Genomic DNA, 4,840 nt, shown 5'->3' on the forward strand with positions numbered 1-4,840 from the left:
TCTATGATGAGGTATCTTCCCTGCCCGTCACTGATAAGCGTGTAATTCCCGCTTTCGAAAATGTTTAGTGACCCGCCGTTGAGGAGTGTTAGGCCTATTCCTGTTGTGCGGAGGTTTTGATCCTGGGATTTGGGTTTATGGTTGATTTTTTTGGATGGTGAGTTCTTTCAGGGCTTTTTTGGCTTTTTTGTATTCTGGATCTATTTCCAGGGCATTTTCGTAGCATTTTAGTGCTTCTTTGTGTTTGCCGAGTTTTTGTAGTGCTGCTCCTTGCATGTACCATAGTGTTTTGTTTTGCGGGTCTAGTTTGAGGGCTTTCTTGTAGCATTTCAGGGATTCCTCTGGTTTTTTGAGGTCTTCTAGGATTATGCCTTTCCATTTCCATGCATCAGCGAATTCGGGGTTTATCTTCAAGGCTTTTTCATAGCATTCCAATGCTTTTTCAGGTTTACCGATTGTGTCAAGGAGCGCTCCTTTGTTGCTCCATGTTCCATCGTCTTCTGGATCTATTTCAAGGGCTTTTTCATAGCATTCCAGTGCCTCATCATATCTCTCAAGTTCTTCGAGGACTACTCCTTTGTTGTTCCATGCTTCTGCTAGTTTTGGATTGTTTTTGAGGATTTTTTCATAACATTCTAAGGCTTTCTCTGGTTTTTTGAGTTTTAGTAGTGTTATTGCATTGTAGTGGAGGACTTCCGGGGCGTTTGGTCTTGCTTTGAGGGCTTCCTGAATTCTTTGAGGGCTTCTTTGTAGTCTCCACGTTCTAGGCTTGATCGGCCCCCAGCAAGGTGCCATCCAGCCTTTCCTGCGGCTATCCAATCCTTTATCTTCTTAAGGGGGGTCATGCTTCAGCCTCTCTCAACTTCTTTTTCATGTAATCGTTGGGTCCTAGTATGCAAGTTTTTATCGTCTCATGATTCTGATAGGCTTCCTATGCTTGCAGCGGAACCTATTATGGGTTGATTCTTTATTTATCTGTTAGTATAGGTTTACATAAGGTTTTTTCATGTCTTAAGGATTCTAATCGTAAGAATTGCGAGCATCATTAGCCCAAAAATTCTGATCGCCTCTTGATGGCGAATTATCCAATCTTCTTTTTTTCTGAAAAAATACAATAAAACGAAAAGGAGCCCCACGACTAACCAGTCAGTCAACTCAACCTTTGGGCTGTTTAAATATAACAGTTCAAGGAAAAAGATTATGAAAGTAACCATAAAAAGTATATCAAATTTTCTTTCACCTTTTTCAGACCTTTCAATCATTACAACCCCTCTATTTACCTAAATGTATATTGTTTCATTCTCTCTTAGCGTATCATCTGGATTTTTAGGAATCTCCTTGTAGTGTATACAATTATCCGCACCAATGTATGCTTCCAGTTTGTATCCATATATCGGGCCACGATGAAGGGATATATACTTCCAGTATTCCCTAGGTAGGTAATGATCCCTTATATTAAGAATCAAATCCCCTTCTGCAATAATACAAAAAACAAGGCTACAGTTGCCACAAAAGATCCTCCTTCTAACATAAAATAACAGCCACCAACCACACCTACTGCATCTAGAATATCCTTTGGGATGTATGTTTGATGTTCCACGATAAATTCTTTGATGCTACCTGTAATGTTGTTGAGTTTGGAGTCTATGTAGGCTATTGTTGTTGCGTATGCTGCCATGTTAACTCTTATGAGGCCCTGACCCACCAGGCCATAACTGATGATTTCCAAAGGTCATGGGATTGTGTGGGGCGGGTTGTATTGGGCTAATAAGGCCTCTTGAAGGCTTTTCTCGCGTTGTCCTTTAAGCCTTCAAAGGTTTGCTGTGCTGTTATCCTAAGAGTGACTTTAGCCTTTCATTTGGAGTTCTTTCAGGGCTTTTTTGGCTTTTTTGTATTCTGGGTCTATTTTCAGGGCTTTTTTGTAGGATTTTTTGGCTTTTTGGTGTTTTCCAAGTTTTTGTAGTGTTTTTCCTTGCATGTACCATAGTGTTTTGTCTTGGGGGTTTAGTTTGAGGGCTTTCTCGTAGCATTTCAGGGCTTCCTCTGGTTTTTTGAGGTCTTCCAGGATTATACCTTTCCATTCCCATGCATCGGCGAATTCTGGGTTTATTTCAAGGGCTTTTTCAAAACATTCCAGCGCCTCCTCATATTTTCCAAGTTTCCTGAGGAGTACTCCCTTGTTAGCCCATGTTTCGTCGTTTTCTAGGTTTATTTCTAAGGCTTTTTCATAGCATTCCAATGCCTCATCATATCTCTTAAGTTCTTCAAGGACTACTCCTTTGTTGTTCCATGCTTTTGCATTTTTTTGGTTTATTTCTAAGGCTTTTTCATAGCATTCTATTGCTTTTTCAGGTTTACCGATTGTGTCAAGGAGCGCTCCTTTGTTGTTCCATGTTCCATCGTCTTGTGGATCTATTTGTAGTGCCCTTCCATAGCATTCCAATGCCTCATCATATCTCTTAAGTTCTTCAAAAATTAGTGCTTTGTTGTACCATGCCTCTACGAATTCTGCGTTTATCTGTAATGCTTTTTCATAGCATTCCAATGCCTCCTCATATTTTCCGAGACTGCGTAATCCGTTACCTTTATTATACCATGCTTTTGCATTTTTTTGGTTTATTTCTAAGGCTTTTTCATAGCATTCTATTGCTTTTTCAGGTTTACCGATTGTGTCAAGGAGCGCTCCTTTGTTGTTCCATGTTCCATCGTCTTGTGGATCTATTTGTAGTGCCCTTTGGTTTACCGATTGTGTCAAGGAGCGCTCCTTTGTTGTTCCATGTTCCATCGTCTTGTGGATCTATTTGTAGTGCCCTTTCATAGCATTCCAATGCCTCATCATATCTCTTAAGTTCTTTAAGGACTACTCCTTTGTTGTTCCATGCTTCTGCTAGTTTTGGATTGTTTTTGAGGATTTTTTCATAACATTTTAAGGCTTTCTCTGGTCTTTTGAGTTTTAGTAGTGTCATTGCATTATAGTGCAAGATTTCCGGGTCGTTTGGACTCGCCTTGAGGGCTTTCCTGAATTCTTTAAGAGCTTCTTTGTATTTTCCCTGTTTTAGGCTTGATCGGCCCCCGCTGAGGTGCCATCCAGCCTTTCCCCTGGCTATCCAATCCTTTATCTTCTTAAGGGGATTCATGCTCCAGCCTCTCTCAACTTCTTTTCCAGGTAGTTTTTGAATCCTAGTATGCATGCCTCTATCGCCTCGCGATTCTCATAGGCTAATAGGCTTCCAATAGCCATCCCAGTGCCTATTACAGTACCTCCATGTTTTATGGCGCCCACGACATTCCCATCCTTTAAAGCCTCCTTGAACAGCTCCCATTCATCCCTCATGAATTTACCTAAATTATTTATAGCCCTTTCTATATCGTCGGGATCGCCACCAACACTACCACTGCTAACCGCCCTTAGAGTATCTACGGCTTCTCTATACTCATTTACCATTCTACTCCATCCGTCTGACTGTCTTGATAGTATTTCAAGATAGTTTTGTATTGGTTCTGTGTCTCCTGTTAGTAATGTGTAGGTGATGAATGTTGGCAGACCAGCGGGTGAGAGTAACATCATGGCATCTTCGATGTATGGGAGCCACTCAGGATGTTCGATGAGGATATAAGCGACTATTGCAACAACTATTCCTATGCCAGCTGTCGCCGGCGCTGACAAGGCTCCTGCTTCGAGGATGGCGACTTCAGCTCCTCCTTCGAAGCCGACGACTTCAGCTCCTGAAACACCAGCAAATCCAATGAACTTCCACAAACCGGTCTCATTCAGTAGTTCTTTTGCGAGGTTGGCTGCCCATTCTGTCTGCAGGTGGCTGAAACAATATGCCCCCATAACATTCTTAAAGATATTGACATCCCTCACTATCCCTGTTGCAGTGTCGATGATCAGGTAGTCATTATCATAGTTTATTATGGTGTAGTTCCCAGCTTTTGTAATATTTAGTTTTTCTCCGTTCAGGAGCCTGTATGCTATGCTTGTGATCGCAGCACCTTCCATGATATCCCCTATATTGTCGAGGCTTCCATTGTATGGGAATAGGCGTTGCATTGAACTCTGAGGGGTTTGATGTCCCGACAATAATTAAATAGCCCTGTTATACCCCTGGAGATGCAATTAAACCCACTATAAGGAGCATTACCATCATCCATCTTATTTCATACTCTTTTTCCTTCAACTCGTAGTAGAGCCAGCATAAAAGGAGAAGAGTGAACAAGCCTAAAGGGGCTGCTATTAGGGACAAAACATCACAATGATACTTAAGCGCAAGAATACATAGGAACATAACTATGCAGATAAGAGGATAAGCCCTCTTATACCAAGATTCATAATCCAATAAGATCCCCTCCACTTTAGATATATACTGCTTCATCCCACCTCAAACTACCATCAGGATTCTTCGGTATTTCAATATAGTGTATACAATGATCCTCACCAACATAACATCTCAACTCATAACCATCGTACCAGGAACGATGATACGATATATACTTCCAATACTCTTTTGGAAGATAATAATCTCTAAAGCTCAATATTTTATCACCAAACCACATACAAAACCCAATTGACCCTAATATCGCCCCAGCACCTCCTTTTGACACGTATCCAAAAACAGTAAGTAAAATATCTATAATGTCTTTTGGAATGTATGTTTGGTGTTCTATGATGAATTTTTTGATATCGTCTGTGATGTTTTGGAGGCTTGTGTAGGCTATTGTTGTTGCATATGCTGCCATGTTGAGTCCTATAAGTCCCTGACCCACAAGAGCATAATTGAGGATATCAACGAAAGCCATTGGACCTTCCAGGGCAATGTACATGGAGATTACAAGGCCA

Annotated in this window: 7 protein-coding genes; all 7 read right to left on the reverse strand. The window is 41.1% G+C overall.

Annotated elements, in window-relative coordinates; all coding sequences use genetic code 11:
* Positions 1-135 precede the first annotated feature (135 nt).
* The 7 genes from DPC56_RS08000 to DPC56_RS08030 all read right to left on the reverse strand — a co-directional run bounded on the left by DPC56_RS08000 (position 136) and on the right by DPC56_RS08030 (position 4,740).
* The gene (locus tag DPC56_RS08000; protein WP_245923992.1) at positions 136-795 is read right to left on the reverse strand and encodes a tetratricopeptide repeat protein; all 660 of its coding nucleotides are present in this window, start codon (positions 793-795) and stop codon (positions 136-138) included.
* 667 nt (positions 796-1,462) lie between these two features.
* Positions 1,463-1,729, reverse strand: coding sequence for a hypothetical protein (locus tag DPC56_RS08430; RefSeq protein WP_010875711.1), 267 nt, complete (start codon positions 1,727-1,729; stop codon positions 1,463-1,465).
* Positions 1,730-1,846: 117 nt separating this feature from the next.
* Complete coding sequence (locus tag DPC56_RS08440) at positions 1,847-2,755, reverse strand: tetratricopeptide repeat protein (protein ID WP_348638844.1); 909 nt, start codon at positions 2,753-2,755, stop codon at positions 1,847-1,849.
* The gene (locus DPC56_RS08445) at positions 2,673-3,137 is read right to left on the reverse strand and encodes a tetratricopeptide repeat protein (protein ID WP_245923994.1); all 465 of its coding nucleotides are present in this window, start codon (positions 3,135-3,137) and stop codon (positions 2,673-2,675) included. Before DPC56_RS08445 ends, DPC56_RS08440 begins: the two co-directional genes overlap by 83 nt.
* A complete protein-coding gene (locus tag DPC56_RS08020; RefSeq protein WP_245923995.1) occupies positions 3,134-4,054 on the reverse strand; it encodes a hypothetical protein in 921 nt (306 codons plus the stop codon). The genes DPC56_RS08445 and DPC56_RS08020 overlap by 4 nt, the downstream gene beginning before the upstream one ends.
* 46 nt (positions 4,055-4,100) lie before the next feature.
* A complete protein-coding gene (locus DPC56_RS08025; protein WP_010875714.1) occupies positions 4,101-4,376 on the reverse strand; it encodes a hypothetical protein in 276 nt (91 codons plus the stop codon).
* Complete coding sequence (locus tag DPC56_RS08030) at positions 4,357-4,740, reverse strand: hypothetical protein (protein ID WP_112094552.1); 384 nt, start codon at positions 4,738-4,740, stop codon at positions 4,357-4,359. Before DPC56_RS08030 ends, DPC56_RS08025 begins: the two co-directional genes overlap by 20 nt.
* Positions 4,741-4,840 lie beyond the last annotated feature (100 nt).

Origin of the sequence: Methanothermobacter tenebrarum (genome assembly GCF_003264935.1) — an archaeon.
GTDB classification, from domain to species: domain Archaea; phylum Methanobacteriota; class Methanobacteria; order Methanobacteriales; family DSM-23052; genus Methanothermobacter_A; species Methanothermobacter_A tenebrarum_A.

Coding starts and splice junctions, on each gene's coding strand:
- DPC56_RS08030 (WP_112094552.1), bottom strand. CDS start 4,740: ATGGCAGCATATGCAACAACAATAGCCTACACAAGCCTCCAAAACATC.
- DPC56_RS08025 (WP_010875714.1), bottom strand. CDS start 4,376: ATGAAGCAGTATATATCTAAAGTGGAGGGGATCTTATTGGATTATGAA.
- DPC56_RS08000 (WP_245923992.1), bottom strand. CDS start 795: ATGGCACCTTGCTGGGGGCCGATCAAGCCTAGAACGTGGAGACTACAA.
- DPC56_RS08020 (WP_245923995.1), bottom strand. CDS start 4,054: ATGCAACGCCTATTCCCATACAATGGAAGCCTCGACAATATAGGGGAT.
- DPC56_RS08445 (WP_245923994.1), bottom strand. CDS start 3,137: ATGAATCCCCTTAAGAAGATAAAGGATTGGATAGCCAGGGGAAAGGCT.